Consider the following 26149-nt stretch of genomic DNA (forward strand, 5'->3'; position numbering starts at 1 on the left):
GCGTGGCGGTTGATCGGGCGGACCGGTAGGCTTGCCGACCTGTTGCAACATCAAGCGCCAGGTTTGGCAGAACCGCCGTCCCTGCTCACCATCGCTCCCTTCCCATCGCAACAGTCCGCAGTTTGATGCTCAAGCGCCTCTTCCTCCTGCTGCGCCAGCAAGGTCGCCACGGGCTTGTGAATCAGCGCGGGAATCTGCTCCGCCGGCATGGCGCGGGCGAAGAGCCAGCCCTGGTAGGCGTCGCAGTCCAGGATGCGCAGCAGGCGCAGCTGCTCGGCGGTTTCCACGCCTTCGGCAACCACCTGCAGGCCCAGGGTGCGGGCCAGCGCGATCACGGCCTTGACGATCTTGGCGTCGGCCGGGCTGTCGAGCATGGGGCCGATGAAGGTGCGGTCTATCTTCACGCGCGAGACGGGCAGATCGCGCAGATGGGCCAGCGAGGAGTAGCCGGTGCCGAAATCGTCCAGCACCACGCAGACACCTGCGGCAAGCAGGCTGCCCAGCAGTTCGCGCGCCTGCTGCGGGTCGGTCATGGCGGCGGACTCGGTGACCTCCAGCTCCAGCAGGTGCGGCGGCACGCCATGCCGGGCCAGGCTGCCCATGAGGCGCTGCTGCAGGTCGGCCTGGCGCAGTTGCTGGGCCGAGAGGTTGACCGCCACGCGCAGCGGCATGCCTGCGCGCAGCCAGTCGCCGGCCTGGCGGCAGGCCGCATCGATCACCCATTCGCCCAGCGCGAGGATCAGGCCCGTGGACTCGGCCACGGGCACGAAGCGCTCCGGCGAGACCCAGCCCATCTGCTCGTCGTTCCAGCGCAGCAGGGCCTCCACGCCCTGGACCTGGCCGCCCAGCACCTGCACCTGGGGCTGGAAATGCAGGCTCAGCAGACCCCGGTCCAGGGCGCGCTTGAGGCGTTCGTGCAGCAGCACTTTCTCGGCCATGGCCTCGCCCATGGCGCTGGCATAGCAGGCGTAGGAGGCACGGCCGCGCTGCTTGGCGTCGTACATGGCCATGTCGGCATAGCGCATGAGGGTGGCCGCATCGCCCGCGTCCTGCGGGTAGAAGGCCACGCCCACGCTGGCGCCGAAGTTCAGCGCGTAGTGGCCGATGGCGCAGGGCCGGCACAGCTCGCCCAGCAGCGCGTCGACGCGCCGGCGCAGGTCCGGCCCGTTGCAGGGATGCAGCACGGCGGTGAACTCGTCACCGCCCATGCGCGCCAGCGTGGCCGAAGTGCCCAGCGCGGCCTGCAGGCGGCGAGCCACTTCCTTGAGCACCTGGTCGCCCACGTCGTGGCCATAGCCGTCGTTGATGGCCTTGAAGTTGTCGAGGTCGAGCAGCAGCAGCGCAAAGGACGCGGGCCCGGTGCCCGAGCCCGAACCCGAGCCCGAACCCACTTGCGCCTGCGCCTGCGAGATCGCCTGCTCCAGCTGCAACCCGAACTGCCAGCGGTTGAGCAGGCCGGTCAGCGTGTCGTGGGTGGCGTGGTAGTGCATGCAGGCTTCCATCTGGCGCAGCTGGGACAGGTCGCGCACAAAGGCCACGGCCACGCCGCTGCCGTGCGGCGAGTGGCCCAGGGCGATGTCCACCGACAGGCGCTTGCCGTCCTTGCGCAGCAGCCACAGGTCCCGCCCCTGGCCCATGGGCCGGCGCGCGGGCTGGGCGAAGTAGGACTGCAGTTGCGGCCCGTGGGCCGCCTGCGCCTCGGGCGGCAGCAGCATCTGCAGCGGACGGCCCAGCAGCTCGGAGGCGCCATAGCCGCTCATGGCCTGCATGGCGGGATTGGCCAGCAGGATGCGGCCCTTGCGATCCACGAGCACGATGCCGTCGGGCGCGGCCTCCATGGCCACGCGCTTGAGCTCCTCATCCAGCGCCTCGCACGGCCCGATCAGATGGCCGGCTTGCGCGCTCCAGGCCGACGCCATCATGCGGACGGCCCCTTGCCGTGGAAGACCGATGCCGCAGCCTCCAGCGCCTGAGCCTGCCCGGCCAGCTGCTGCGCGTGCGCGATGGTGTCGCGCGCCAGCGTGGCGTTGTGCTGGGTCATCTGTTCGAGCTGCTGCACGGCGGCCTGTACCTGTTGCACGCCACCGGCCTGGGCCTGGCTGGCGGCCTGCATGCCTTCGGCCAGCAGCAGCTGCTCGCGCATGTCGGCCTGCACGGCGAGCATGGCCTCGCCCATTTCGCGCGCCATGGCGCAGCTTTGCGCCACCTGCTGCTGCGATGCCTCGATCAATGCCTTGATCTGGCGCGCAGCGTGGGCGCTGCGCTGGGACAGGCCGCGCACCTCGTCGGCCACCACGGCAAAGCCCTTGCCGTGCTCGCCGGCGCGCGCGGCCTCCACGGCGGCGTTGAGCGCCAGCAGATTGGTCTGAAAGGCAATGCCGTCGATGAGCGAGCTGATCTCCCCGACCTGGTCGCTGGTCCGGGCCACGCCGCGCATGCCCTGGTCCAGTTGCGCGACCATGCGGCTGCTCTGCCCGGCCATGTCCACGCCATGCCGTGCGCGGCGGGCGGCCTCGCCGGCCTGGGCGCTGCTGCGCTCTATGGCGCAGGCCAGGGCCTGCATGGCCTGGGCCGATTGCTCCAGGCTGGCGGCGGCAGCCTCGGTGCGGTCGCTCAGTTCGGTGCTGCCCTGCTGCACGGCCAGCGCGCAGCGGCGCACCTGGTCGCTCTTGCCCTGGATGTCGTCCACCAGGGAGACCAGGTTGAGTCCGGTCTGCCGCACGGCGCCGCCGATGGCGCCGATCTCGTCCGTGCGCTGCGTGAACAGTTCCCCCGTCTGCTGCCCGCTGGCCACGGCCTGGGCCTGTCCGCGCAGGGCAGCCAGGGGCATGAGCAGCCTGGTGCGCAGCCACTGCCCGGCCGCCACGCAAGCCAGGCTCCAGATCAGCCAGGCGGGCCAGATCTCGGCCAGCGTCAGGGACAGGGGCAAAGCCGAGGCCCAGGCCTGCAGCGACGGCAACCACAGCCCGGCCGATCCCAGCAGCCACAGTCCCGCCACCATGGCCTGCGCCCGCCAAGCCAGCGGCCTGAAGCGCCACCAGCGCTGCAGCGCGCCCGCGGCGCCGCGCCCCACCGGAAAGCCCCGGTGCAGGCCCAGCGAGCGCACGCCGGCATTGATCTGTTCATAGAGCGCCGCATGCTGCTGCACCTCGCACGGCTGCGGCCGGGTGCGCACGGACAGGTAGCCGACCACGGTGCCCGCATGGCGTATGGGACTGGCGTTGGCGCGCACCCAGTAGTGGTCGCCGTTCTTGCGCCGGTTCTTGACCAGCGCGCTCCAGGGCAGCCCTCGCTGGATGGTGGTCCACATGTCGGCAAAGGCGGCGGCCGGCATGTCCGGATGGCGCACGATGCTGTGGGCCTTGCCGTAGAGCTCGGCGGCCTCGAAGCCGCTGACGCGGATGAAGGCATCGTTGGCATAGACGATGCGCCCCTTCAGGTCGGTGACGGAAAGAAGCGTCTCTCCTTCGTTCAAAGGGTACTCACGCTGGGTGACGTACACGTTTCGCCGCATGGATCAGGTCTCTTGGAGATGGGCGGGGCGTCGGCATGACGCTCCAGGCGGGGCCCACTCTAAGCAGTCCTGCGGCGATGCACATCAGGGATGGTGTGCCGCATCGCGCCTAAACGCAGCCAATGTGACGGCGGTCACACTGGCTGCGGCGCGCGCAGGATCAGGAACGCTTTTCCTGCAGCAGGGCCTTGACGTCGGCGCCCAGCACCTGCGGGCCGCCGCCGTAGCGCTCGTACACGCGCAGGCGGCCGGCCGTGTCGTAGACATAGCTGCCGGCCGAATGGTCCAGCGTGTAGGTGCCTTCGGTCTTGCCGGGCACCTTCTTGTAGAAGAGCTTGAAATCCTTGGCCACGGCCGCCGTCTCCTCGGGCGTGCCGTGCAGGCCGACGAAGCCGGGGTCGAAGTTGCCCAGGTAGGCCTTGAGCACCTCGGGCGTGTCGCGCTCGGGGTCCAGGGTGACGAAGACGCCCTGCAGCCTGTCGCCATCGGCGCCCAGCTGCTGCTTGACCTCGACCAGCTCCTGCAGCGTGGTGGGGCAGACGTCGGGGCATTGCGTGTAGCCGAAGAAGACCACGACGACCTTGCCCGCAAAGTCCTTGATGCTGCGCCGCTTGCCGTCCACATCGCGCAGGGGAATGTCCTTGGCGTATTCGGCGCCCGTGACATCGACGCCCTGGAAACTGGTCTTGGCCTCGCGCGAGCATCCGCTCAGCGCCAGGGCGCCCCATGCCATGGCGGTCACGCCCAGAAAGCGCAGCGCTGTCCGTTTGTTCATGCTTCCTCAACAAGGTAGTTGCCGCAGGCTGCGTGGCCGCAAAGCCTGCGCGCCGCCCGGGCTGGAAAGGGAAAAGGCGAAAGCGTCTGCTGAAGGCGCTTTCGCACAGCCGCAAACCATAACCCATAACCGCAAGACCCCGGCGCTGCGGGGCCTGCCTGCCTCCATGAGACGGCCTGGCTGCCGGCTCGGTTCCTTGGCGCAGGCCTCAGTCGCCGTCGCCGGGGCGTCCCGCCGTGTCCCACGAGGCCGATGCTCGCAGCAGCCGGTCCAGGTCGCGCTTGGCCTTGCCGGCGTCGGCCATGCCCAGCCCGGCGGGCATGCGCATCATCCAGTGACCCTGCGGGTCCACCACGTACAGGTGGTCCTGCAGCGCATGGCCGGGCGCGGGCTGCAGCCAGCCGCGCAGCACGGCCTCGGGCACGCGCAGCACCGTGGCCTGGGCCAGCGCGGGGCGCAGGTGGGCGGGCACGGGAGCGTCGTCGGAGATGAGCCAGACCCGGTCCAGCCGGTCCTTTTCGCGGCCCAGGGTTTCGCGCAGCTGGCGCTGCAGATAGAGATGGCTTTCGCAGGCGCTGCCGCAAGCCCCGCCCGCCACGCTCAGCAGCAGCCATTGGCCCTTGAGCGACTGCAGCGGTACAGGGGCGCCGTCCAGCGTGGTGGCCGTGGCCGGTGGCAAGGCTGGCTGGTCCGCGATCAGCTCGCCAAAGCTGCGCTGCTGACCAGGCCGCAGCACGTAGTAGGTGAAATAGGAGGCCACCACGGGCGCGGCGCAGACCGCGAACACGGCCAGCATCTTCCAGCGGCCGCTGCGCGTGCGTTGCGCGCCGGCAAGGCCCGGCTGCAAGGGTGGCAGGCCATGGACAGTCATCTCCAGGGGAGTCTCAGGAGCGGGCATGGCGCGGGCGGACAAAGCGTCGGACGATTTGGAACCAGACATACAAAAGCGTGATCAGGGCCGCAAGTCCAAACCATTGGAACGCATAGCCATGGTGTTTCTCGACACCGGCCGTCACAACGGGCCAGTCGCGCCGCAGGCCTTCGCTGGCTTCGCCGGTCTGCAGCAGGCTCCATTCGCGCAGCGGCAGCCCGGAGGCCACGGCCCATTCGGCAATGTCCACATTCTGTCGGATGCGCGACTTTTGCCCATCAGGGTCTGCCCCTGCACGGCCGAATTCGTAGAGCCGGGACGGCGTGGCCTCCATGCGCCCCTGGACGGTCACCAGCCCTTCGGGCGTCTGCACCTCGGGCAGGGCCGTGCGGTCCAGGAAGTTGCGCGGCACCCAGCCGCGCTGCACGGCGATCACCACGTCCTCATGCGGCGCAGCCAGCCGCAGCGGCGTGAGCACGAAGAAGCCCGGCTGGCCCTGCATCTGGCGGTTGTCCAGGTACAGCGTCTGCCCCGCAATCCAGTGGCCCTGCAATTGCACGGGACGGTGCAGCCAGGGCGCGGCCTCGGGGTTCGGCACCGCATCGGGCTGCACGGCTGCCAGCTGGGCGTTGCTCCACGGCGGCAGGCCCTGCTGGCGCTGCACGGCGTCGAACAGTTCCTGCTTGTAGGCCGCGCGCTGCAGCTGCCAGCGGCCCAGGGACAGCGTGACGGCCACGCCGATCAGCGCGGCCAAGGTGATCAGTACAAACCGCCAGCGCTCTGGCATTCTGGAAACACGCACCGGATAATCCACCCATGAAATTCGTGATCGTTCTCGCCCTGCTGGCCATTGTCGCCAGTCTGGGCAGCGCCCTGTTCTTCATGATGCGCCGCAATCCCGAAGACCAGCAGGGAGCGGGCGACGACAGGCGCCGCAGCCGCGCCATGTTCCGTGCACTGGCGCTGCGCGTGGGCCTGTCCATCGCGCTGTTCCTGTGCGTGCTGCTGGCGGCCAAGCTGGGCTACATCCATCCCACCGGCTGGACCGCCGGGCAATAGACAAGCCCCCTGCCCCCACAAACAAAAAGAAGCGCCCTGGCGCTTCTTTTTGCATGGGGCCGGATACAGACTACATCCAGTAGACCAGCACGTAGAGGAACAGCCACACCACGTCCACGAAGTGCCAGTACCATGCCGCGCCCTCGAAGCCGAAATGCCGCTCGGCCGTGAAGTGCCCGGCATGCAGGCGCATGGTGATGAAGAACAGCATCAGCATGCCCACGAAGACGTGGAAGCCGTGGAATCCCGTGAGCAGGAAGAAGGTCGAGCCGAACACGCCCGAGGACAGCTTGAGGTTCAGATCCGTGTACAGGTGGTAGTACTCGTAGCCCTGCACGCACAGGAAGACGAAGCCCAGGATCACCGTCATCCACATGAAGGCGATGGTGCGGGCGCGGTGGCCGGCCTGCAGCGCATGGTGGGCAATGGTCAGCGTCACGCCCGAAGTCAGCAGCAGTGCCGTGTTGATGGTGGGCAGCCAGAACGGGCCCACGGTCTGGAAGGGCTCGACGCTGTTGGCCGGCGAGGCCGTGGCACCCGCTGCCATGCTGGGCCAGACGGCCTTGAAGTCGGGCCACAGCAAGGCGTTGTCCAGGCTGCCCAGCGCGGGCACCGAGTGCGAGCGCGCCCACCACAGGGCGGTGAAGAAGGCGCCGAAGAACATCACCTCGGAGAAGATGAACCAGCTCATGCTCCAGCGGAAGGACAGGTCGATCTTGCGACCGTACTTGCCGGACTCGCTTTCATGCGCGGCCTCCCGGAACCAGAAAAAGAGCACGGCCAGCCACCAGACCAGGCCCAGGCCCAGGCTGTACATGCCCCATTCATGGCCGTTGATCCAGTTGCCCGCGCCCAGGATCACGAAGAACAGCCCCGCCGCCGCCATGACGGGATGGCTGGACTCTGCCGGCACGTAGTAGTAAGGCGTTTTGCCGTGGGTGGTTGCACTCATTGCTCAGCTCCTGACATTCTTGGTTCTGTGTTTCCCGTCGATCACTCTCTGTCCCCGATGGCCGCGCCGCTCAGACCACGAGCTTGACCAGCGCGATCAATCCCAGCACCAGCAGGAAGATGGCCGCCAGCCCCACTGCAATCACATGCAGCGGCGTGATGCGCTCCCCGTCCTGCTGGTACTCGCTTGCCCTGCGCACGCCGAACAGGGACCAGGCCACGGCGCGCACCGTGCGCCACACGCTGGGCGGGCGGCGCTTGTCCCCGGGTTGCGGCGCATTCATGAGGCCGGCTCCTGCTTCGGCCCTGCGGCCACCGGCGCATCGCCCGTGGGCGCGGCCGGCGTCCTGCCGCCCACCTCGAAGAAGGTATAGGACAGCGTGATCGTGGTCACGTCCTTGGAGATGCGCGGATCGATCACGAAGGCCACCGGCCACTCGCGCTTTTCCCCTGGCTCCAGCGTGTACTGCGAAAAGCAGAAGCACTCGAGCTTGTTGAAATGCGCAGCCGCCTGGCGTGGCGCATAGCTCGGTATCGCCTGGGCCGCCATGCGGCGGTTCTGCACATTCTGGAATTCGTACATGACCGTGGCCAGCTCGCCCGGATGGACCTGCATGGAGCGCTGCGCCGGCTTGAAGTCCCAGGGCCCGCGCGCATTGGCGTCGAACTCCACGGTGATGGTGCGGCTCTTGTCCACCTGCGAGTTGGCCGGCAGCTTCACATCGCGCCCGGCCGTGCCGTTGCCCGGCACCTGCCGCTCGGACAGCGACAGGATGTTGATGCCCGTGAGCTCGCAGATGTGCTTGTAGATGGGGATCAGCACGTAGCCGAAGGCAAACATGCCCAGCGCCACCACGGCCAGCTTGCCCACCATCTTCGCGTTTTCACTGCGCACGCTCACGGATTGCCCTCCTGTTGCCTTCAAGCGCTCAATGGAGCACGGTGATCTTGATCACGAAGCCGGCCAGAAAGACCAGCGCCACCGATACCAGGATCAGCGCCAGCCGCACGTTGGCTTTTCGTTGCTGTGCATCCATTTTTCTGATCTCCATGACTACTGGCAATCTCTGAGACTGTCGCGCCCCACCCCAGGGGCACCGAGGAAGGGGGAAGGCGCGAAGCGACCCAGGGGGTGGTTCATTTCAGCCTATGACGCGGGTCGCCGTCGCATCCAGCTTGGGCGGCGTCTCGAAGGTATGGAACGGCGCCGGCGAGGGCACTTCCCACTCCAGGCCTTCGGCAGCCTCCCAGGGCTTTTGCGGCGCCTTCTCGCCCTTGCCGCGCATGGCGGGCACGACGACGAAGAGGAAGAAATACACCTGCATCAGGCCGAAGCCCAGCGCGCCCAGCGAGGCCACCATGTTGAAGTCGGCGAACTGCATGGGGTAGTCGGCATAGCGGCGCGGCATGCCCGCCAGGCCCAGGAAGTGCATAGGGAAGAAGGTGATGTTGAAGAAGATCAGCGAGCCCCAGAAGTGGATCTGGCCGCGCGTCTCCGAATACATCACGCCCGTCCACTTGGGCGCCCAGTAGTAGTAGGCCGCGAACATGGAGAACAGCGATCCGGCCACCAGCACGTAGTGGAAGTGGGCCACCACGTAGTAGGTGTCCTGCAGCTGGATGTCGATGGGCGCCATCGACAGGATCAGGCCCGTGAAGCCGCCCATGGTGAACACGAAGATGAAGCCCACCGAGAACAGCATGGGCGTCTCGAAGGTCATGGAGCCACGCCACATGGTGGCCACCCAGTTGAAGATCTTCACGGCCGTGGGCACCGAGATCAGCATGGTGGCGTACATGAAGAACAGCTGGCCCGTGACGGGCATGCCGGTCGTGAACATGTGGTGCGCCCACACGATGAAGGACAGGATGGCGATGGACGAGGTCGCATACACCATGGACGCATAGCCGAACAGCTTCTTGCGGCTGAAGGCCGGCACGATCTGGCTGATGATGCCGAAGGCCGGCAGGATCATGATGTAGACCTCGGGGTGGCCGAAGAACCAGAAGATGTGCTGGTACATCACCGGATCGCCGCCGCCTGCGGGATTGAAGAAGCTGGTGCCGAAATGGCGGTCCGTCAGCGTCATGGTGATGGCGCCGGCCAGCACGGGCATGACGGCGATCAGCAGGTAGGCGGTGATCAGCCAGGTCCAGGCGAACATGGGCATCTTCATCAGCGTCATGCCGGGCGCGCGCATGTTGAGCACGGTGACGATGATGTTGATGGCGCCCATGATGGAGCTGGCGCCCATGATGTGCATGGCCAGGATGGAGTTGTCCATGGACGGGCCCATCTGCAGCGTCAGCGGCGCATACAGCGTCCAGCCTGCGGCGGGGGCGCCGCCGGGCATGAAGAACGAGCCCACCAGCATCAGGCCGGCCGGGATCAGCAGCCAGAAGCTGAAGTTGTTCATGCGCGCGAAGGCCATGTCGGAGGCGCCGATCTGCAGCGGCAGCATCCAGTTCGCAAAGCCCACGAAGGCCGGCATGATGGCGCCGAACACCATGATCAGGCCGTGCATGGTGGTCAGCTGGTTGAACAGCTCGGGGTTGACGATCTGCAGCCCGGGCTGGAACAGCTCGGCGCGGATCAGCAGCGCCAGCACCCCGCCCACCATCAGCATGGTGAACGAGAACAGCAGGTACAGCGTGCCGATGTCCTTGTGGTTGGTGGCGAACATCCAGCGCCGCCAGCCCGTGGGCGTGGCGTGGTGGTGATGGTCGTCATGCCCGTGTCCATGCTCGTGCTCATGCGCATGTTCGTGGCCCTCGCCCGCAGGGCTGTGGATGGGGGGAAGTACGGCGCTCATGCTGTTATCTCCAATCGCTCATCTGTCTTGCGTGCTCACTGCGCAGGGAACTTGCCGGTGCGGGCGGCCACGAACTCGGCCGGCTGCACCAGCTGGCCGGTCTTGTTGGACCAGTGGTTCTTGGCAAAGGTGACCACGGCGGCCAGCTCGGTATCGCTCAGCTGCTTCCAGGCGGGCATGGCGCCGTTGGCACGGCCTTCCAGCACCACATGCATCATCTCGGCCGTGGGACCCAGGACCACGGGGCTGCCGTCCAACGCCTTGATGGGTCCGGCGCCCTTGCCGTTGGCCTGGTGGCAGGCCGCGCAGTTGGCCGCATAGACCTTCTCGCCGCGTGCGATCAGGTCTTGCAGGGACCAGACCTTGCTGGGGTCGTCCTTCTTGGCGGCGGCGATCTTCTTTTGCTCGTCCACCCACGCCTTGTAGCCGTCATTGGACAGCACCTTCACGTGGATGGGCATGTAGGCATGCTCCTTGCCGCACAGCTCGGCGCACTGGCCGTAGTAGTCGCCGGTCTTCTCGGCGCGGAACCAGGTGTCGCGCACGAAGCCCGGAATCGCATCCTGCTTGATGCCGAAGGACGGCACCATGAAGGAGTGGATCACGTCGTTGGCCGTGGTGATGATGCGCACCTTGCGGTCCACGGGCACGACCAGCGGGTTGTCCACCTTGAGCAGGTAGTCGTTGGGTGCCTTGGACACATCGCCGCTGTCGGACAGCACGCGGTGGCTGCTGTCCAGCGTGGAGATGAAGCTCAGGCCCTCGCCTTCGCCGTTGATGTAGTCGTAGCCCCATTTCCACTGGTAGCCCGTGGCCTTGATCGTGACATCGGCGTTGGTGGTGTCCTTCTGCGCCACCAGCACCTTGGTGGCCGGCAGCGCCATGAGCACGACGATGATGAAGGGCACGACGGTCCAGACCACCTCGACCGTGGCCGATTCGTGGAAGTTCGCGGCCTTGGCGCCGCGCGATTTGCGGTGCTTCCAGATCGAATAGAACATCACGGCGAACACGCCGATGAAGATCACCGTGCAGATGATCAGCATCATCCAGTGCAGGTAATGCTGCTCATGCGCGATGCGCGTGACCGCCGGATGAAGGTTGAGCTGATTGACGGCCGGGCCGCCTGGCAGATCTGTCGCCGCATGTGCAAGGGAGCCTGCCCCTGCCACACTCATCAAGCCCCAGAGAACCAGCCTGGTGGAAATGCTTTTCATAGTTTTCACTTACATCTAAGCCTCGGGTTATCCACTCGCTCCGCTGCGCCGGCGTGGGGGCCGCGCAGCCAGACCGTTCAACGCCTGCCCAAAGGGCAACTCCCGGCCTCAACTGTCCGAGCATGCATGAAAGCGCCGCAGATGTGCCTGCGCGCAATCACCAATAGCGTGCCAGCCGGCATCAACGGCAGCTCGGACGTGGGACCAGGATGGGGGCGGGCCGCCATCCCCGCCTGCGCCTGCAGGCGCATGAACTCGGGGGACAGCAGCAAAGTGGATGGGAGGATGCGCGCGCGCCGGCCCTTCAGGGCATGTGTGCCGTGTGTGCCGTGCGGGCCGGGAGCGGATGGAAGAAGGCAGCGCATGCGGCCCAGCAGTGCGGGCAGCAGGGAACACAGGGACAGAAAGACCAGTGCCCGCTCCCAGAGGAGCAGGCACTGCTGCAGCCGGTGATGATCAAACTTGCGGGCGGGCCACTCTTGAATGCGCCGGCCCGTTCTCGTTCCCGTGGCAAAGCGAAACACCAAATCGTCTCCCCTTTCGGCCTGCGGACCGCTGGTCTTTTCCCGGCCCGGGAGAGCGAGCCCAGGGAAAAGCTGTTGTCTCTGTCAGCTCGGGAAAAGTGTAGACGTTTTTGTTTTCGATCAATGACCGGAAAGCGACATTCAGGCTATCGCAAACCCGTGTTGCGCGGCTGGCGCAGCATGCTGCGCATGTCCTCCAGCGACACGGCGCTGCTGGACTCCAGGCGCACGCGCGGCTGCGGCTTGTAGGCATGGCCGTAGACGATCTCGAAGGTCAGCGCCAGCTGCCCGTCGGGGCCGGCCAGCCGTTCGCGCAAGGCGTCGTGCAGGCGCTGCTGCCAGCGGCGGCCGCGCAGCGCGGCAAAGCGTTGCGGATGGAAGTTGCGGCCCAGCTCGCGCAGCTCCTGCAGCAGCCGCTCGGGCGTGGCAAAGGTCAGCGTGATGTGCTCCATGTCCATCACCGGCTCGCTGAAGCCTGCGTGCACCAGCATGTCGCCCCAGTCGTGCATGTCGGTGAAGGCCTGCCCGGCGGGCGGCCAGCCGAGCTGGGCGTAGAGGGCATGCAGTTCGCGCAGCGTATCGGGCCCCAGGCAGGAGAACATCACATAGCCGTCCACGGACAGCGCCTGGTGCCAGCGCGCGATCAGCGCCTGCGGGTCGGCCTGCTGATGCAGGGCCATGTTGGCCCACAGCATGTCCACGCCGGCGGGCTCGGGCTCGCCGAAGCGCGTGGCGCCCCCGGTCCAGCGCGCGGGCTGCCACCAGCGCGCGCCCAGCTGCTCGCGGGCGGCGGCCTCATGCAGCGGCGAGGCTTCATAGACCAGGCATTCGGACTGCGCATAGCGCTGGCGCAGCAGCGCATGGGCCTGCAGGCCGCCGCGCACGGGCTGCCAGTGGCACCAGCGCTGGGGCGGCTTGACGATCCAGTCCAGCCGCTCCTGCATGCGGCGCGCCACCTCCTCATGCAGCCACGGCGAGGCCGCAGGCGCGCCCTGCTGCCAGCGCAATGCGGCGGCCGGATCGATGGTGGGAGGCAATTCGTGGGACATGGCTGGGCGGGGAATCGGTGCTCCTCAAAAGACAGGCGCCCGGCCCCGGAGCAAAGGGGTGGCGGACGCGGCGCGAGTATATTGACTCCATGCCCAACCTGCCTGCGTCATGGCTTTCGCGCTGGCATGCCGGCCTGCCCGGCCTGCTGCCCAGCCAGTGCGCCGTCTGCCACCGCTGGCCTGCGCGGCGCCTGTGCCAGGACTGCCGCGCACGCTGGGCCGGACCCATGGCGCGATGCGGGCGCTGCGCCATGCCACTGCCGGCCCGCACCGGCGCCGATGGTCCCCGCACCTGCGGCGCCTGCCTGGTCAAGCCGCCGCCGCTGACGCACTGCCTGGCCGCGCTGGACTATGCCTACCCGTGGCACACGGTGATCGGCGACTTCAAGTTCCGGGGAGATACCGGCCTGGCACGCAGCCTGGCCGATCTGCTGCTGGAGTTGCCTCAGGCGCGCGAGCAACTGCAGCAATGCGACCTGCTGTTGCCCATGCCGCTGTCGCCGCAGCGCCTGCGAGAGCGCGGCTTTCACCAGACCCTGGTGCTGGCCCGCGCGCTCTGCAGCGCATCCACCCGGGGCAAGCTGCGGCACCAGGCCGTGCAGCGCGCCCACACGGCACAGGCCCAGCATGACCTGCCGCGCGCCCTGCGCCTGCGCCAGCTGCGCACGGTCTTTGCCGTGCCACCTGCGCAGCTGGCCCACGTGCGCGGCCGCAAGATCCTGTTGATCGACGATGTGATGACCACGGGCGCCAGCCTGCATGCGCTGGCCACCTGCCTGCGCCGCGCAGGCGCGGCCGAGGTCAGCGCCCTGGTGCTGGCGCGCACGCCCTGACCGCAGGGGACCGGGGGCCGGGGGCATCTGCCGCCGCGAGACAATACGGGCCATGTTCCATATCGTTCTCGTCGCGCCGGAGATCCCGCCCAATACCGGCAATGTGATCCGTCTGGCCGCCAACACCGGCTGCAGCCTGCACCTGATCGAGCCGCTGGGCTTTTCCATGGAAGACCGCCTGATGCGCCGCGCCGGCCTCGACTACCACGAGTACGCGCCCGTGCGCCGCCACGCCGACTGGCAGGCCTTCCTGCAGGACTGCCGGCCGGACCGCCAGCGCATGTTCGCCATGACCACGCACAGCAGCAGCCCCGCCCACGCCATCGGCTTCCAGCCCGGCGACTGGCTGGTGTTCGGCTCCGAAAGCAAGGGCCTGCCCGCCGAGGTGCGCGAGCAGTTCCCGCCGCAGCAGCGCCTGCGCCTGCCCATGCTGCCGCAGCAGCGCAGCCTGAACCTGTCCAACGCCGTGGCCGTGACGGTGTTTGAAGCCTGGCGCCAGCAGCAGTTTGCCGGCGCCGCACTGGCCGAGGGCGCGCCCGGCGCGGCCTGAGCGACCGGCCCGGGTCGGCGGAAAGTTCCCCGCCGATTGTTTCAACCGCTGAAAAAGCGCATTGCCATTCCAAGGGTTTATCCCGATTCCACACCGTCCTACATTTGAGTCATGGGCTCTACGTTACCAAGCGATTTCCGCAAGGAACGCCCTGTCCCAGAAACAAAACAAAGGACTTGAATCATGAAGAACACCCGCCGTTTTGCCGTCCTGGCCGCCCTCACCGTTTCCGCCTTCGCCGCCCAGGCCGCCGGCTTCGACTACGCCGACAACAGCAGCTACCCGCCCGAAGTGAAGACCCAGAGCACGCTGACACGTGCCCAGGTCATGGCCGACCTGAAGGCCGCCCAGGCCAATGGCACCATGCCCTCCGTCGCCGAAGGCTACCTGCCCATCCAGAACACCGCCACCGCTGGCGTGAGCCGCGAGGAAGTGCGCCGCGAGGCCGCCGCTGCCGAGCGTTCGGGCCAGCTGAACTTCGGCGCCTGAGCCCCAGACCCCGCAACCGCTGCCACCACGCAGCCAGCCCGCAGGTGCCGCCTGCGGGCTTTTTTCATCGCCGGGCCGCCCCAAGATGAAAAGCGCCCCCTTGGGGGGGCAGCGGGCCTTGCGCAGCAAGGGTAGCGTGGGGGTCAGTTTTGATTCAGGCCTTGGCACCGTAGTTGCGGGCCACGGACTCGGCCACGCAGGCGGGCTTGTCCGCGCCTTCGCGCTCCACGGTCACCAGCCAGGTCATCTGCAGGCCGCCGGGCTCGATGGGCTCGGCGGCCTGCAGCGTCAGGCGCGCGCGCAGGCGGCTGCCCACGGGCACGGGCGAGGTGAAGCGCACGCGGTTGAGGCCGTAGTTCACGCCCATTTGCGCGCCTTCGATGTGAAAGCAGTTCTGGAAAAACTGGGGAATCAGCGACAGCGTCAGAAAGCCATGCGCAATCGGCGCGCCGAAGGGGCCCTTGGACGCGCGCTCGGGGTCCACATGGATCCATTGCTGGTCGCCCGTGGCATCGGCGAACAGCTGCACCTGCTGCTGGGTGATGGTGATCCAGTCGCTGACGGCGACTTCCTGCCCCACGCAGGCACGCACTTCGGAATAGGAATGGAAGGTTTTCATGCCCCAAATGGTAGGGGCCGGTGCCGCGCGCTCCATGTCGGGCGCGCGACAGCTAGGGTCTGTTGACGTTAATTTGTGGATCGCGTTGCGCGGTTGCGGGGTTGTATGCAAGGCGCTCATGCGCAGCAAGGCCCATGCCTTGCGAGTGTGAGCAACGCGGCAGACGGCCCCGCAACCGCGCAACCCGAAGGGAAGCAGCCTGCCAGCGCGCCACTCGGCGTTGCACTCCTTGTGCGTGTAGGCACACGCACGGCGTCGCGCGCCTTGATTGGCACGCTGGCAGGCTGCTTCGCGACCGCAAATTGACGTCAACAGACCCTTGGGTTAGCCCAGGGAGGGGCTCAGCGCGAGGCGCGCTGCACGAAGAACAGCCCCGTGCCCACGGCCATCAGCAGCGCGCCGAAGACCCGGTTCTGGCTGCGCACGGCACGCGCGCTGCGCATGAAGCCGCGCAGCGCGCTGGCGCTGGCCGCATAGCCGTGCATGACCATGGTGTCCACGGCCAGCATGGTGGCGGCCAGGATCAGCAACTGCAGCCACAGCGGGCGGCTGGTGGTCATGAACTGGGGCAGCACGGCCACCATGAAGATGATGCCCTTGGGGTTGGTGGCGTTGGTCAGGAAGCCCGTGAGCACGCGGCGGCGCACGCTGAGCTCGGGCATGGATTCCTGGGTGGCCAGGGGTGCGGCACCCGAGCGCCATTGGCTGATGCCCAGGTAGATCAGATAGCAGGCGCCGACGATCTTCACGGCGTTGAACGCCCATTCGGAGGCCAGCAGCAGCGAGCCCACGCCCGCGCCGGCGATCAGCAAGATGGTCAGCAGCCCCAGCTGCAGCCCGAAGATGGTGGCGCTGCTCTTGCGCACGCCATACGACAGGCCATGGCTCATGGACAGCACGGCGCCCGAGCCCGGGGAGACCGCAATGATCCAGCAGGCCACAAAGTAGGCGATCCAAGTGTGCCAATCCATGCCAAACACCTTAAAAATACGGAGCAGGCCGGCATCTTAAAACCGTGCAGCCGATCTGGCGCACTGCCGCGGCAAAGCCGGATGGGGCGGTGAAGCATTCGGTGGCATTTTTCATCGCCGGGCCGCCCCAAGATGAAAACGGCCCCCTCGGGGGGCGCCCGGCCAGGGGCAGCGGACCTAGCGCAGCAAAGGGAGCGTGGGGGGCATTTTCAACCCTGTCAAAAAGCTGACCCAGCTGTGAGAGTGACACAATCAATCACCCCAGGGTAAACACCAACTCCAAGATCCCGAGCTTCCATGGAACACAGCGCCCCCATCTGGCTGACCTACGGCTTTCTCTATCTCACCGCCGCCGTGCTGGCCGTGCCCATAGCGCGTGCCCTGGGCCTGGGCGCCATCATTGGCTACCTGGGTGCCGGCATTGCCATGGGCCCCTGGGGACTGTCGCTTGTCAGCAATGTGGATGACATTCTTCACTTTGCCGAGTTCGGCGTGGTGCTGATGCTCTTCGTGATCGGGCTGGAGCTGCAGCCCAGCCGCCTGTGGGAGCTGCGCCGGCCCATCCTGGGATGGGGGCTCGCGCAGATGCTGGCCTGCACGGGCGTGCTGTTCCTGGCGGCCTGGGCCTTCGGCTTTTCCTGGCGCGTGAGCCTGATCGCGGGCATGGGCCTGGCCCTGTCGTCCACGGCCATCTGCCTGCAGGTCATGGCCGAGCGCAACCTCATGCGCACGCCCAGCGGCCAGGCCGGCTTTTCCATCCTGCTGTTCCAGGACGTGGCCGCCATTCCCATCCTGGCGCTGATCCCCATCCTGGGCGCGGTCAAGGCCGCCAATGCCACGCACACAGACAGCCACCTGTGGCTGCAGGTGCTCAAGACCGTGGGCACCATCGCCGCCGTGGTGGTGGGCGGCCGCCTGCTGCTGCGCCCCCTGCTGCGCTGGATCGCCCGCAGCCGCACGCCCGAGATCTTCACGGCCACCTCGCTGCTGCTGGTGGTGGGCATTGCCATGCTGATGGTGCAGGTGGGCCTGTCCATGGCGCTGGGAGCCTTCCTGGCCGGCGTGCTGCTGGCCGACAGCGAGTACCGCAGCGAGCTGGAGACCAACATCGAGCCCTTCAAGGGCCTGCTGCTGGGCCTGTTCTTCATGGCCGTAGGCATGAGCATCGATTTCGGCGTGCTGCTGCGCGCGCCCTGGGCCATGGCGGCCATGGTGCTGGGCTTTCTGGCGCTCAAGGGCGCCGTGCTCTACACCCTGGCCCGCGTGCTGAAGCTGCCCTGGCGCGAGCGCCCGGTGTTCACCCTGCTGCTGGCCCAGGGCGGCGAGTTCGCCTTCGTGGTGTTCCAGACGGCGGCGCAGTACAAGGTGTTCCACCACAGCATCTCGTCCATGCTGGTGGCCGCCGTGGCCCTGTCCATGCTGATCGGCCCGCTGGTCCTGGTGCTGATGGACAAGCTGCTGCTCAAGCGCTTTGCCGACATGAAGGATTGCCAGGTCGACGGCGCGGGCCAGGCTGCCAGGGCCCATGAAATCTCGGAGCCGCAGGACGCGCAGATCATCATTGCGGGCTTTGGCCGCTACGGCCAGATCGTGGCGCGCGTGCTGCTGACCCAGGGCGTGCCGGCCACCATCCTCGACCACAGCGTGGAGATGCTGGAAGTGGCACACACCTTCGGCTACCGCGTGTTCTTCGGCGATGCCACCCGCATGGACCTGCTGCGCATTGCCGGCGCGGACAAGGCGCGGGTGCTGGTCATTGCCGTGGACTCTTCCGAGCAATCGCTGAAGATCGCCGCCCGCGTGCGCAAGCGCTTTCCGCACCTGGAGATCGTGGCCCGCGCGCGCGACATGGCCCACTGGTACCAGTTGCGCGACCTGGGCGTGCACCATGTCGAGCGCGAAGTCTTCGAGTCCAGCCTCGTCTCGGCGCGCACCGTGCTGGAGCTCGCTGGCCACAGCCCTGCCGAGGCCCGGCGCACCACCGCGCGCTTTCGGGAGCACAACCTGCAGCTGATCGAGCGCATGTACCCCCACCACAAGGACCAGGCCCAGCTCATTGCCGTGGCCAAGCAGGGCCGCCAGCAGCTGGTCGAGCAGATGGCCAAGGAGCGGCAGGAGGCCCAGGCGCAGCAGGAGAAGGACCAGGCGCCGCAGGAAACCCCGCCCCCGCCCGCCCCCTGAAAACCGGGCCTCAGGACGCGCCCAGCGCCTGCACCATGTGGTCCACGAACTGCGCCAGCTTGGGCAGTTGGCGGCGGTCCGGCAGATAGACCAGGTGCACCGGGCGCGGCAGTGGCACGCAGTCCTGCAGCACGGGCACCAGCCGGCCCGCGGCCATGTCGGCGGCCAGCAGCACCTCGGGCTGCAGGATCAGGCCCAGGCCGCGCAGCGCCGCATGGCGCAGCCCGTCGCCGCTGTTGCAGCGCAGGCGGGCATCGTCGGGCCACTGCACCGGCGCCGAGCCGTCGCCGCGCAGAATCCATTCCGAGCGGCGCTGCCAGACCGCGTAGCTCAGGCAGTCATGGCGCGCCAGATCGTCCACGCCACGCGGATGCCCGCGCCGCCGCAGGTACGAGGGCGCCGCCGCAATCACCATGCGATAGGGCTGCAGAGGCCGCGCCACCAGGCCTTCGCCGCCCACGGGGCCGATGCGCACGGCCACGTCGATGTTCTCGCCCACCAGGTCGGCCATGCTGTCGCTCAGTTGCAGGTCCACGCGCACCAGCGGATTGGCCAGCTGGTAGTCGGCCACCAGCGGCGCGATCACATGGTTGCCCAGCGTGGTCGGCGCGCTGATGCGCAGCAGGCCCTGCGGGGCACTGCGGCTGCGCTCCACGGCAGACTCGGCCCAGTTCAACTGCTCGAAGACCTGGCGGCTGTCCTCGTAAAAGCTGCGGCCCACCTCGGTCAGGCTGTGGCGCCGCGTGGTGCGCTGCAGCAGGCGCGCGCCCAGGTGGGCTTCCAGTTGCTGCACATGCTTGCCCACCATCACGGCCGAGATGTCCAGGCGCCGCGCGGCCTGGGCAAAGCTGCCGTCCTCGACCACGGCCATGAAGACCTCCATATTGCGCAGCTTGTCCATGGATTGCTAACCAATGCTTAGTAGTACAAAAAGATTTCGCTACTTTATGGCATAGGCAATTTGCAAAACACTGGAGGCCTGTTCACTCCTTCCGAAAGAAAACCGAATGAAGATCCTGCTCATCGGTGCCACCGGCACCATTGGCCGCGCCGTCCACGCCCTGCTGGCCCCGCGCCATGAGATCGTCACCGTGGGCCGCAACAGCGGTGACCTGCGCGCCGACTTCACGCAGCCCGAAACGCTGCAGAAAATGTTCGAAGCCGCCGGTCAGGTGGACGCCATCGTCAGCACGGCCGGCAAGCTGCACTTCGGCCCGCTGTCCGAGATGACGGCCGAGCAGTTCAACTCCGGCCTGCAGGACAAGCTGCTGGGCCAGGTGCGGCTCGCCCTGCTGGGCCAGCGCTGGCTGCGCGACGGCGGCTCCATCACGCTGACCAGCGGCGTCGCCGCCACCGAGCCCATCCGCCACGGCGCCAATGCATCGACGGTGAATGCCGCCCTCCACGGCTTCGTCACCGGCGCCGCGGTCGAACTGCAGCGCGGCCTGCGCATCAACGCCGTGAGCCCCACCCTGCTGACCGAATCGGCCGATGCCTATGGCTCGGTCTTCCCCGGCTTCGAGACCGTGCCCGCCGCCCGCGTGGCCCTGGCCTACCAGCGCAGCGTGGAAGGCGCCCAGACCGGCAGGGTCTTCGAGGTGCTCTGACCTCTTCTTGCGGCGGGCCCTCGGCAAAGTCCTTGCGTGCCCGCCCAAAAGGGCCGCGTGCTACGCTGCGCGCCACCATGTTCAACCCCACCCAAGCCGATGTGCGGCGCTTTTTCTGCGGCGTGCGCACCAAGATGCTGAGCGGCGCGCCGATGGAGGCCATAGAGACGCTGGCCAGCCTCTGGATTGCCGAGCATCCCGAGTATTTCGATGACCTCGCCGACGTGGACGCCGCCCTGCTGCGCGACTACGACGCCACGCCCGGCGTGACCAATCCGTTTTTGCATCTGTCCATGCATCTGTCCATCAGCGAGCAGTGCAGCATCGACCAGCCGCGCGGCATACGCCAGGCCGTGGAGCTGCTCAGCCGCCGCCTGGACTCGCTGCACGACGCCCACCACGCCACCATGGAATGCCTGGGGCAGATGCTCTGGGAAAGCCAGCGTTCGGGCCGCCCGCCCGATGGCGAGGCCTACATTGCCGCCGTGCAGCGCCGCGCCACCAGCGACGGTGCCAAGGCCACGGGCGGCGCATAGCGCCTCTGTGCATCACCCTCAAGACAAAGCCCGCGATTGCGGGCTTTTGCTATGGGGTATGGGGCTGCGCGCGATTCACTGCGATTTGTGGCCCAGGCGGAAATGGGGCTGCGGCAGGGTCTGCAGCTCGCCATCGAGGCTGCCGATGTAGTTGGCCAGCGCCTTGAGTTCGCTGTTGGTGAACTGCTTGGCAATGCCGGCCATCACGCCGTTGCTGCGGCCGATATGGGGGTTGCCTTCGGTCTTGTAGGACTTGAGGGCGGAGTACAGATAGTCCGCATACTGGCCGGCCACCTTGGGGTAGCTGGGATCGATGGGTTTGGAAAAGCCCTGGCCGTGGCAGGATACGCAGGCGCCCTTTTGCAGCAGCGCGGCGACCTGGGTGCTGGGCTCGCGGACCTTGGCGTCGGCGGCCTTGGCCACGCCATGCTCGGCGTAGTAGGCGGCCACGTCGGCCATGTCCTGCTCGGTCAGCGGATCGGCAATGCCGCGCATGGTGGGATGCTTGCGTTCGCCCTTCTGGTAGGCCTGCAGCGCGGCCACGATGTAGGGTGCGCCCTGGCCGGAAATCTTGGGGACCTTGTACACCTCGGGGAAGCTGGCCTGGTAGCCCTGGATGCCATGGCAGCCAATGCACATGGCGATCTTCCCCTCCCCTGCCTTTGCGTCACCTTTGCTTTGCTGGGCCTGTGCTACAGAGGTCACAGATGCGACAGCCAGCGCCAATACCGTGGTCAAAGTTTTTATCATTTTGCGCGCACAATCCTTCAAGAGTTCTGACGGATGCCTACTGCTGAGCGGGTAGCGCGAACGATTATGGCAGTCACCGTCAAGCGTCCCCATCAATACTTACGCTGATACCGCCCATGAAATTTCAAGGTTCCGAGAACTACGTCGCCACCCAGGATTTGATGCTCGCGGTGAATGCCGCAGCCACCTTGCAGCGCCCGCTGCTGGTCAAGGGAGAGCCCGGCACGGGCAAGACCATGCTGGCCGAGGAAGTGGCCGCCGCGCTGGACATGCCGCTGCTGCAGTGGCACATCAAGTCCACCACCAAGGCCCAGCAGGGCCTGTATGAATACGACGCCGTCAGCCGCCTGCGCGACTCGCAACTGTCCGACATCGACGGCGGCGAGCGCGTCAAGGACATCCACAACTACATCGTCAAGGGCGTGCTGTGGCAGGCCTTCACGGCAGACCGGCCCGTGGCCCTGCTGATCGACGAGATCGACAAGGCCGACATCGAATTCCCGAACGACCTGCTGCGCGAGATCGACCGCATGGAGTTCTACTGCTACGAGACGCGCGAGATGATCCGCGCCAAGCACCGGCCGCTGGTGTTCATCACCTCCAACAACGAAAAGGAGCTGCCCGACGCCTTCCTGCGCCGCTGCTTCTTCCACTACATCAAGTTCCCCGACGCCGACACCATGCGCCAGATTGTGGCCGTGCACTTCCCCAAGCTGCAGGGCGAGCTGCTGGCCGCCGCGATGAAGGTGTTCTACGACGTGCGCAACCTGCCCGGCCTCAAGAAGAAGCCCTCCACCAGCGAGCTGATCGACTGGCTCAAGCTGCTGGTGGCCGAGGACATTCCCGTGGAATCGCTGCAGACCGCCGAGGGCAAGGTCGCCGTGCCGCCGCTGGTGGGCGCCCTGCTCAAGAACGAGCAGGATGTGAGCCTGTTCGAGAAGCTGGTCTTCATGAACCAGCGCAACCGCTGAGGCCTGCGCCCATGCCCCATCCCGAACACACCAACGACACGGGCGTGCCGGCCCTCACCGGCCAGGTGACGACCATTCCCGTGGCCGGCGCGGTGGCGCACCAGGGCTTTGTGCGACCCGTGGTCATGCGCTTCAACGGCGTGCGGTTGGAGCCCCTGGCCCTCGCCCATGAAGCCGGGCTGCGCGAGGCCGTGCAGGACGGCCAGCTGTGGCGCATCCGCGTGACCTCCGCGCCCGAGCCCGACGACGTGCGCGCCTATATCGAGGCCGCGCTGGAGCAGCGCAGCCAGGGCAAGCGCTTCGCGTTTGCCGTGCTCGACGACGACAGCGGCCGCGTGCTGGGCACCAGCAGCTACCACGACATCCTGCCCGAGGTGCGCCGCGTGGAGATCGGCTACACCTGGTACGCGCGCAGCGTGCAGCGCACCCATGTCAACACCTCGGCCAAGCTCATGCTCATGGGCCATGCCTTCGACACGCTGGCCTGCCATGTGGTGGGCTGGCGCACGGACTGCTTCAACTTCGCCAGCCAGCGCGCCATCGAGCGCCTGGGTGCCAGGAAGGACGGCGTGATCCGCGGCCACGCGCTGCGCCGCGACGGCACCATCCGCGACACCGTGATGTACAGCCTGCGCAGCGGCGAATGGCCCGAGTCGCGCGCCCAGTTGCTGGACCAGTTGCAGCGCCATTCGGACGGCAGCACCGCCGTGGCGCGCACATGAGGGCGCGTACGCCAGGCCCCCGGGAGATGCCATGCTGATCGACTTCTTCTACACCATGCGCGCGGCCAAGCTGCCCGTCTCGGTCAAGGAGTTCCTGACCCTGCTGGAGGCGCTGCAGGCCGGCGTGGTCGGCCCCAGGAGCGAGGACGCCTGGAGCCTGGACGACTTCTACCACCTGGGCCGCACCGTGCTGGTCAAGGACGAGAAGCACTACGACAAGTACGACCGCGCCTTCGCTGCCTACTTCAAGGGCGTGGAGATGGTGGCCGACCTCACGCGCGAGATTCCCCAGGACTGGCTGAAGAAGCTGCTGGAGCGCGAACTCTCGCCCGAGCAGAAGGCCGCCATCGAAGCCATGGGCTGGGACGAGCTGATGGACACGCTCAAGAAGCGCCTGGAGGAGCAAAAGGAGCGCCACGAAGGCGGCAACAAGTGGATAGGCACGGGCGGCACCAGCCCCTTCGGCCACGGCGGCTACAACCCGGCCGGCGTGCGCATCGGCGGGCCGGGCCGCAACAAGAGCGCCGTCAAGGTCTGGGAGCAGCGCGCCTACCGCGACTACGACGACACGCAGGAGCTGGGCACGCGCAACATCAAGGTGGCGCTGCGCCGGCTGCGCAAGTTCGCACGCGAAGGCAGCGACCTGGAGCTGGACCTGCCCGACACCATCCGCAGCACGGCCGCCAACGCGGGCTACCTGGACATCAAGATGATCCCGGAGCGCCACAACAACGTGAAGGTGCTGCTGCTCATGGACGTGGGCGGCACCATGGACGAGCACGTGCAGCGCGTGGAGGAGCTGTTCTCCGCCGTCAAGAGCGAGTTCAAGCACCTGGAGTTCTACTACTTCCACAACTGCGTCTACGACTTCATGTGGAAGAACAACCGCCGCCGCTTCGCCGAGAAGTTTCCGACCTGGGACATCATCCGCAAGTACAACAAGGACTACAAGCTGATCTTCGTGGGCGACGCCACCATGAGCCCCTACGAGATCCTGCAGCCCGGCGGCAGCGTGGAGTACATGAACGAGGAGCCCGGCGCCGAATGGCTGCAGCGCCTGACTCATGCCTTCCCGCGCTTTGCCTGGATCAACCCCGAGCCGCCCGGCGTCTGGCAGTACCGCCAGAGCATCAGCATCATCCAGCAGCTCACGGGCAACCGCATGTACCCTTTGACACTCAAAGGTCTGGAAGACGCCATGCGCCTGCTGTCAAAATAGGCCGATGCCCAAGCTCCCCCCCGCGACAGCGCCGGCCCGAGGGCCGGCGTTTTTGTTTCTGTTGAGTGCAGCCCTGATGCTCGGCGGCTGCAGCCTCCTGCCGTCCAAGAATGATGACAAGGACACGGACCCGTCGCTGATTGCAGCGACCGGCGACCCGGCCTTCTCCCTTGTCGTCGATGCGCCCAAGGAAGTGCGCGAGCTGCTGGAAAAGCACCTCGAACTGCGCCGCTACCGCTACCAGAGCGACCTGCAGCGGCGCGAGTTGACGCGGCTGCTGGGCGCCACCGACGCCAACGTGCGCGACCTGATCGGCACGCTGGGCTACTTCAGCCCCACGGTCACGGTGGAGATCAAGGAAACGCCCGAATCCGACGAGGCCCCGCTGGAGGTCACCGTCAAGGTGGACCCTGGCGAGCCCGCCACCATTGCGCGCAGCCAGGTGCGTTTTGCGGGCGTCAATGCCGACGATCCCGATGGCGCCTCCCAGCGCGCCACCATCGAAGAGGACTGGCCGCTGCAGCCCGGCCAGCGCTTCAGCCAGTCCAGCTGGAGCCAGGCCAAGAGCCAGGGCCTGCGCACGCTGCAGTCGCGCCGCTACCCGCTGGCGCGCATCGACTCCAGCCTGGCCGACATCGACGCCGACACGCACGAGGCCGACGTCAGCGTGGCCTATGCACCCGGCCCGGCCTACACCTTCGGCCCGCTGCGCATCGAAGGCGCCCAGCGCTACGACCCCGTGGGGACGGCCCGCATCGCACGCCTGCCCGAGGGCGAGGAATACGACCAGACCGCACTGGTCGACGCCCAGCTGCGCCTGGCCAGCAGCGGCTACTACGACTCCGTCTTCCTCACGCTGGCCAACGTGCCCCAGCAGGGAGACAGCGCCGCCGAGGACGAGGAAGCCATCAAGCGCAAGGGCGCCCAGGTCACCACGCCCGTCATCGCCCAGGTGCGCGAGGCCCAGATGCAGAAGTGGGTCTTCGGCGTGGGCATGAGCACCGACACCGGCCCGCGCCTGAGCGTGGACCACATCCACAACCGCCTGCCCTGGCTGGGCTGGCGTGCCGTCACGCGCATGCGCTTCGACCGCAAGAACCCGCTGATCTCCACGCAGTGGACCGCCCTGCCCGATGAAACCCTGTGGCGCTGGTTCACCACGGCCAAGGCCGAGCGCGCGCCCTCGGGCGACTTCGATGTCAACAGCCTGCAGCTGCGCGCCGGCCGCACCAAGTCCGAAGACCACATCGACCGCAACTACTACCTGCAGTACGACTACGCCAAGACCCAGGGCGAGGGCGCGCCCCCGTCCAGCTCGTCGGTCACGGCCAACTACGGCTGGACGGGCCGCTACTTCGACAGCACGCTGGCGCCCTCCTCGGGCTTCGGCTTTGCCTGGGAAGTCGGCGCGGGCACCACGCTCACGCCCCAGCGCACGCCGTTCGGCCGCGTCTCGGGCCGCTGGCTCAGCCTGATTCCCATCGGCGAGGTCGATCCCGAGACCAAGCGCCGCAGCCGCCTGGCGCTGCGCGCCTCCGGCGGTGCCTTGCTGGCCCGCAAGGATGCCGACCTGCCCGTCACCCAGCTGTTCATCACCGGCGGCGACAACACCGTGCGCGGCTACGGGTACCAGAGCATCGGTGCGCGCACCGACAGCGGCAAGGTCATCGGCGGGCGCTACATGGCCGTGGGCAGCATCGAGTGGCAGCGGCCCATCGTCATCAAGGGCAACACGCAGGACTGGGAGCACGCCGTCTTCCTGGACGCCGGCACCGTGGGCGATGCGCCCGACTCCATGTACATGCGCGTGGGCGTGGGCACCGGCCTGCGCTGGCGCAGCCCCGTGGGCCCCGTGCAGGCCGACATCGCCTGGGGCGCCCAGGAAAAGCAGCTGCGCCTGCACCTGCGCCTGGGCTTCAACTTCTGAC

Annotated in this window: 27 protein-coding genes; 11 read left to right on the forward strand and 16 right to left on the reverse strand. The window is 67.3% G+C overall.

The genetic code is table 11. The features are described 5' to 3' along the window. Nucleotides 1–50: 50 nt before the first annotated feature. From ACF8ML_RS00755 to ACF8ML_RS00775, 5 genes are all read right to left on the reverse strand, one after another. Nucleotides 51–1922 carry a putative bifunctional diguanylate cyclase/phosphodiesterase gene (locus tag ACF8ML_RS00755; protein WP_392405890.1) on the reverse strand — a complete coding sequence of 624 codons (1872 nt, stop codon included), beginning with the start codon at nucleotides 1920–1922 and terminating at the stop codon, nucleotides 51–53. Continuing rightward, nucleotides 1919–3514: a methyl-accepting chemotaxis protein gene (locus ACF8ML_RS00760; protein WP_043791256.1), complete on the reverse strand. Its 1596-nt coding sequence runs from the start codon at nucleotides 3512–3514 to the stop codon at nucleotides 1919–1921. The genes ACF8ML_RS00755 and ACF8ML_RS00760 overlap by 4 nt, the downstream gene beginning before the upstream one ends. Nucleotides 3515–3674: 160 nt before the next feature. Continuing rightward, nucleotides 3675–4289, reverse strand: coding sequence for an SCO family protein (locus ACF8ML_RS00765; protein ID WP_203399923.1), 615 nt, complete (start codon nucleotides 4287–4289; stop codon nucleotides 3675–3677). A gap of 208 nt (nucleotides 4290–4497) precedes the next feature. Then, entirely contained in the window at nucleotides 4498–5187 is a 690-nt protein-coding gene (locus ACF8ML_RS00770) for a transmembrane protein (RefSeq protein WP_047326130.1), read from the reverse strand. After that, a complete protein-coding gene (locus tag ACF8ML_RS00775; RefSeq protein WP_392406031.1) occupies nucleotides 5174–5947 on the reverse strand; it encodes an SURF1 family protein in 774 nt (257 codons plus the stop codon). Before ACF8ML_RS00775 ends, ACF8ML_RS00770 begins: the two co-directional genes overlap by 14 nt. A 29-nt stretch (nucleotides 5948–5976) precedes the next feature. On the opposite strand from ACF8ML_RS00775, the gene ACF8ML_RS00780 reads away from it, so the two are divergent. Beyond that, on the forward strand, nucleotides 5977–6219 hold the full coding sequence (locus ACF8ML_RS00780) for a twin transmembrane helix small protein (RefSeq protein WP_016450145.1): 243 nt from the start codon (nucleotides 5977–5979) through the stop codon (nucleotides 6217–6219). Between the two features lie 70 nt (nucleotides 6220–6289). On the opposite strand, the gene ACF8ML_RS00785 is transcribed toward ACF8ML_RS00780, so the two are convergent. From ACF8ML_RS00785 to ACF8ML_RS00815, 7 genes are all read right to left on the reverse strand, one after another. Continuing rightward, a complete protein-coding gene (locus ACF8ML_RS00785) occupies nucleotides 6290–7171 on the reverse strand; it encodes a cytochrome c oxidase subunit 3 (RefSeq protein ID WP_016450144.1) in 882 nt (293 codons plus the stop codon). 70 nt (nucleotides 7172–7241) lie between these two features. Then, nucleotides 7242–7454 carry a DUF2970 domain-containing protein gene (locus ACF8ML_RS00790; protein ID WP_016450143.1) on the reverse strand — a complete coding sequence of 71 codons (213 nt, stop codon included), beginning with the start codon at nucleotides 7452–7454 and terminating at the stop codon, nucleotides 7242–7244. Further along, nucleotides 7451–8071, reverse strand: coding sequence for a cytochrome c oxidase assembly protein (locus ACF8ML_RS00795; RefSeq protein ID WP_016453742.1), 621 nt, complete (start codon nucleotides 8069–8071; stop codon nucleotides 7451–7453). Before ACF8ML_RS00795 ends, ACF8ML_RS00790 begins: the two co-directional genes overlap by 4 nt. Before the next feature lie 28 nt (nucleotides 8072–8099). Continuing rightward, nucleotides 8100–8207, reverse strand: coding sequence for a cytochrome oxidase small assembly protein (locus ACF8ML_RS00800; RefSeq protein WP_016450141.1), 108 nt, complete (start codon nucleotides 8205–8207; stop codon nucleotides 8100–8102). A gap of 105 nt (nucleotides 8208–8312) precedes the next feature. Then, nucleotides 8313–9983 (reverse strand): cytochrome c oxidase subunit I, encoded by a 1671-nt coding sequence (gene ctaD, locus ACF8ML_RS00805; protein ID WP_392405892.1) that lies wholly within the window; start codon nucleotides 9981–9983, stop codon nucleotides 8313–8315. Nucleotides 9984–10018: 35 nt separating this feature from the next. Next, nucleotides 10019–11200, reverse strand: a complete 1182-nt coding sequence (coxB, locus tag ACF8ML_RS00810; RefSeq protein WP_016450139.1) for a cytochrome c oxidase subunit II — start codon at nucleotides 11198–11200, stop codon at nucleotides 10019–10021. Nucleotides 11201–11870: 670 nt separating this feature from the next. Further along, entirely contained in the window at nucleotides 11871–12773 is a 903-nt protein-coding gene (locus tag ACF8ML_RS00815) for a trans-aconitate 2-methyltransferase (RefSeq protein ID WP_017406701.1), read from the reverse strand. An 89-nt stretch (nucleotides 12774–12862) separates the two neighbouring features. Between ACF8ML_RS00815 and ACF8ML_RS00820 the strand changes: the two genes are divergently transcribed. From ACF8ML_RS00820 to ACF8ML_RS00830, 3 genes are all read left to right on the forward strand, one after another. After that, nucleotides 12863–13606: a ComF family protein gene (locus ACF8ML_RS00820; protein ID WP_252653107.1), complete on the forward strand. Its 744-nt coding sequence runs from the start codon at nucleotides 12863–12865 to the stop codon at nucleotides 13604–13606. A 52-nt stretch (nucleotides 13607–13658) separates the two neighbouring features. Continuing rightward, nucleotides 13659–14156, forward strand: a complete 498-nt coding sequence (trmL, locus tag ACF8ML_RS00825) for a tRNA (uridine(34)/cytosine(34)/5-carboxymethylaminomethyluridine(34)-2'-O)-methyltransferase TrmL (RefSeq protein WP_016450136.1) — start codon at nucleotides 13659–13661, stop codon at nucleotides 14154–14156. Nucleotides 14157–14339: 183 nt separating this feature from the next. Next, a complete protein-coding gene (locus tag ACF8ML_RS00830; RefSeq protein ID WP_016453737.1) occupies nucleotides 14340–14645 on the forward strand; it encodes a DUF4148 domain-containing protein in 306 nt (101 codons plus the stop codon). A 154-nt stretch (nucleotides 14646–14799) separates the two neighbouring features. Here the strand turns inward: ACF8ML_RS00830 and ACF8ML_RS00835 are convergent, their stop codons facing one another. Continuing rightward, nucleotides 14800–15264: a MaoC family dehydratase gene (locus ACF8ML_RS00835; RefSeq protein WP_034390662.1), complete on the reverse strand. Its 465-nt coding sequence runs from the start codon at nucleotides 15262–15264 to the stop codon at nucleotides 14800–14802. A gap of 341 nt (nucleotides 15265–15605) precedes the next feature. After that, nucleotides 15606–16235 carry a LysE family transporter gene (locus ACF8ML_RS00840; protein ID WP_012203595.1) on the reverse strand — a complete coding sequence of 210 codons (630 nt, stop codon included), beginning with the start codon at nucleotides 16233–16235 and terminating at the stop codon, nucleotides 15606–15608. A gap of 297 nt (nucleotides 16236–16532) precedes the next feature. Here ACF8ML_RS00840 and kefC point away from each other — a divergent pair, with 297 nt between their 5' ends. Next, nucleotides 16533–18416: a glutathione-regulated potassium-efflux system protein KefC gene (gene kefC, locus ACF8ML_RS00845; protein WP_047217502.1), complete on the forward strand. Its 1884-nt coding sequence runs from the start codon at nucleotides 16533–16535 to the stop codon at nucleotides 18414–18416. 10 nt (nucleotides 18417–18426) lie between these two features. On the opposite strand, the gene ACF8ML_RS00850 is transcribed toward kefC, so the two are convergent. Next, nucleotides 18427–19317, reverse strand: a complete 891-nt coding sequence (locus ACF8ML_RS00850) for a LysR family transcriptional regulator (protein ID WP_133074063.1) — start codon at nucleotides 19315–19317, stop codon at nucleotides 18427–18429. 106 nt (nucleotides 19318–19423) lie between these two features. On the opposite strand from ACF8ML_RS00850, the gene ACF8ML_RS00855 reads away from it, so the two are divergent. Further along, entirely contained in the window at nucleotides 19424–20023 is a 600-nt protein-coding gene (locus ACF8ML_RS00855; RefSeq protein WP_017405388.1) for a short chain dehydrogenase, read from the forward strand. Nucleotides 20024–20100: 77 nt separating this feature from the next. Continuing rightward, nucleotides 20101–20559, forward strand: a complete 459-nt coding sequence (locus ACF8ML_RS00860; protein WP_016453732.1) for a DUF1841 family protein — start codon at nucleotides 20101–20103, stop codon at nucleotides 20557–20559. A 75-nt stretch (nucleotides 20560–20634) separates the two neighbouring features. On the opposite strand, the gene ACF8ML_RS00865 is transcribed toward ACF8ML_RS00860, so the two are convergent. Then, nucleotides 20635–21309 (reverse strand): cytochrome c, encoded by a 675-nt coding sequence (locus tag ACF8ML_RS00865; protein ID WP_016450129.1) that lies wholly within the window; start codon nucleotides 21307–21309, stop codon nucleotides 20635–20637. A 116-nt stretch (nucleotides 21310–21425) separates the two neighbouring features. Here ACF8ML_RS00865 and ACF8ML_RS00870 point away from each other — a divergent pair, with 116 nt between their 5' ends. The 4 genes from ACF8ML_RS00870 to ACF8ML_RS00885 all read left to right on the forward strand — a co-directional run bounded on the left by ACF8ML_RS00870 (nucleotide 21426) and on the right by ACF8ML_RS00885 (nucleotide 26148). Next, nucleotides 21426–22280 carry a MoxR family ATPase gene (locus tag ACF8ML_RS00870; protein WP_016453731.1) on the forward strand — a complete coding sequence of 285 codons (855 nt, stop codon included), beginning with the start codon at nucleotides 21426–21428 and terminating at the stop codon, nucleotides 22278–22280. 11 nt (nucleotides 22281–22291) lie between these two features. After that, nucleotides 22292–23002: a GNAT family N-acetyltransferase gene (locus ACF8ML_RS00875; protein ID WP_016450127.1), complete on the forward strand. Its 711-nt coding sequence runs from the start codon at nucleotides 22292–22294 to the stop codon at nucleotides 23000–23002. A 31-nt stretch (nucleotides 23003–23033) separates the two neighbouring features. Beyond that, on the forward strand, nucleotides 23034–24221 hold the full coding sequence (locus ACF8ML_RS00880) for a VWA domain-containing protein (protein ID WP_016453729.1): 1188 nt from the start codon (nucleotides 23034–23036) through the stop codon (nucleotides 24219–24221). Between the two features lie 76 nt (nucleotides 24222–24297). Continuing rightward, nucleotides 24298–26148 (forward strand): autotransporter assembly complex family protein, encoded by a 1851-nt coding sequence (locus ACF8ML_RS00885; RefSeq protein WP_046240825.1) that lies wholly within the window; start codon nucleotides 24298–24300, stop codon nucleotides 26146–26148. The last annotated feature ends 1 nt before the right edge of the window (nucleotide 26149 follow it).

It is taken from the genome of Delftia sp. WSY_10 (genome assembly GCF_043104705.1).
Lineage (GTDB): Bacteria > Pseudomonadota > Gammaproteobacteria > Burkholderiales > Burkholderiaceae_C > Comamonas > Comamonas tsuruhatensis.

Bases quoted from the DNA above. Each gene is read 5' to 3' on its own strand.
- ACF8ML_RS00880 (WP_016453729.1), top strand. From the start codon at position 23,034: ATGCTGATCGACTTCTTCTACACCATGCGCGCGGCCAAGCTGCCCGTC.
- ACF8ML_RS00780 (WP_016450145.1), top strand. From the start codon at position 5,977: ATGAAATTCGTGATCGTTCTCGCCCTGCTGGCCATTGTCGCCAGTCTG.
- ACF8ML_RS00775 (WP_392406031.1), bottom strand. From the start codon at position 5,947: ATGCCAGAGCGCTGGCGGTTTGTACTGATCACCTTGGCCGCGCTGATC.
- ACF8ML_RS00860 (WP_016453732.1), top strand. From the start codon at position 20,101: ATGTTCAACCCCACCCAAGCCGATGTGCGGCGCTTTTTCTGCGGCGTG.
- ACF8ML_RS00755 (WP_392405890.1), bottom strand. From the start codon at position 1,922: ATGATGGCGTCGGCCTGGAGCGCGCAAGCCGGCCATCTGATCGGGCCG.
- trmL (WP_016450136.1), top strand. From the start codon at position 13,659: ATGTTCCATATCGTTCTCGTCGCGCCGGAGATCCCGCCCAATACCGGC.
- ACF8ML_RS00815 (WP_017406701.1), bottom strand. From the start codon at position 12,773: ATGTCCCACGAATTGCCTCCCACCATCGATCCGGCCGCCGCATTGCGC.
- ACF8ML_RS00830 (WP_016453737.1), top strand. From the start codon at position 14,340: ATGAAGAACACCCGCCGTTTTGCCGTCCTGGCCGCCCTCACCGTTTCC.
- ctaD (WP_392405892.1), bottom strand. From the start codon at position 9,983: ATGAGCGCCGTACTTCCCCCCATCCACAGCCCTGCGGGCGAGGGCCAC.
- ACF8ML_RS00785 (WP_016450144.1), bottom strand. From the start codon at position 7,171: ATGAGTGCAACCACCCACGGCAAAACGCCTTACTACTACGTGCCGGCA.
- ACF8ML_RS00820 (WP_252653107.1), top strand. From the start codon at position 12,863: ATGCCCAACCTGCCTGCGTCATGGCTTTCGCGCTGGCATGCCGGCCTG.
- ACF8ML_RS00850 (WP_133074063.1), bottom strand. From the start codon at position 19,317: ATGGACAAGCTGCGCAATATGGAGGTCTTCATGGCCGTGGTCGAGGAC.
- kefC (WP_047217502.1), top strand. From the start codon at position 16,533: ATGGAACACAGCGCCCCCATCTGGCTGACCTACGGCTTTCTCTATCTC.
- ACF8ML_RS00870 (WP_016453731.1), top strand. From the start codon at position 21,426: ATGAAATTTCAAGGTTCCGAGAACTACGTCGCCACCCAGGATTTGATG.
- ACF8ML_RS00835 (WP_034390662.1), bottom strand. From the start codon at position 15,264: ATGAAAACCTTCCATTCCTATTCCGAAGTGCGTGCCTGCGTGGGGCAG.
- ACF8ML_RS00875 (WP_016450127.1), top strand. From the start codon at position 22,292: ATGCCCCATCCCGAACACACCAACGACACGGGCGTGCCGGCCCTCACC.
- ACF8ML_RS00770 (WP_047326130.1), bottom strand. From the start codon at position 5,187: ATGCCCGCTCCTGAGACTCCCCTGGAGATGACTGTCCATGGCCTGCCA.
- ACF8ML_RS00760 (WP_043791256.1), bottom strand. From the start codon at position 3,514: ATGCGGCGAAACGTGTACGTCACCCAGCGTGAGTACCCTTTGAACGAA.
- ACF8ML_RS00840 (WP_012203595.1), bottom strand. From the start codon at position 16,235: ATGGATTGGCACACTTGGATCGCCTACTTTGTGGCCTGCTGGATCATT.
- ACF8ML_RS00885 (WP_046240825.1), top strand. From the start codon at position 24,298: ATGCTCGGCGGCTGCAGCCTCCTGCCGTCCAAGAATGATGACAAGGAC.
- ACF8ML_RS00790 (WP_016450143.1), bottom strand. From the start codon at position 7,454: ATGAATGCGCCGCAACCCGGGGACAAGCGCCGCCCGCCCAGCGTGTGG.
- ACF8ML_RS00855 (WP_017405388.1), top strand. From the start codon at position 19,424: ATGAAGATCCTGCTCATCGGTGCCACCGGCACCATTGGCCGCGCCGTC.
- coxB (WP_016450139.1), bottom strand. From the start codon at position 11,200: ATGAAAAGCATTTCCACCAGGCTGGTTCTCTGGGGCTTGATGAGTGTG.
- ACF8ML_RS00800 (WP_016450141.1), bottom strand. From the start codon at position 8,207: ATGGATGCACAGCAACGAAAAGCCAACGTGCGGCTGGCGCTGATCCTG.
- ACF8ML_RS00865 (WP_016450129.1), bottom strand. From the start codon at position 21,309: ATGATAAAAACTTTGACCACGGTATTGGCGCTGGCTGTCGCATCTGTG.
- ACF8ML_RS00765 (WP_203399923.1), bottom strand. From the start codon at position 4,289: ATGAACAAACGGACAGCGCTGCGCTTTCTGGGCGTGACCGCCATGGCA.